This is a genomic window from Stenotrophomonas sp. SrG (genome assembly GCF_050031795.1).
Lineage (GTDB): Bacteria > Pseudomonadota > Gammaproteobacteria > Xanthomonadales > Xanthomonadaceae > Stenotrophomonas > Stenotrophomonas rhizophila_A.
Genome location: NZ_JBNBBE010001230.1, coordinates 1 through 237 on the forward strand (window position 1 = coordinate 1; position 237 = coordinate 237).

At 69.2% G+C, this 237-nt stretch carries 1 protein-coding gene; it reads left to right on the forward strand.

The window, feature by feature from the left end; translation table 11 throughout:
* A partial coding sequence (locus ACQG3P_RS23360) for a M28 family peptidase (RefSeq protein ID WP_426806374.1) occupies positions 1-237 on the forward strand: 237 nt, incomplete at both ends.

The following is a 237-nucleotide window of genomic DNA, read 5'->3' on the forward strand; positions in this document are numbered from 1 at the left end:
GTTCCGGCGAGACGGGCACACGCTGCAGCAGCTGCCGTTCACCGGCAGCACCCGCGACTCCTTCGGCTTCGACCGGACCTATAACGGCTGCAATCTGATGCTGGAGTTTGGCGGCGCCGGCACCCCCCGACGCACGTTGATGGTGCTCGCCCATGGCGACATGACCGGCGCGCGCGAAGGCTGCAGCGGTGCCAGCGACAACGGCACCGGCTTGGCTACGCTGCTGGCGCTGGCACG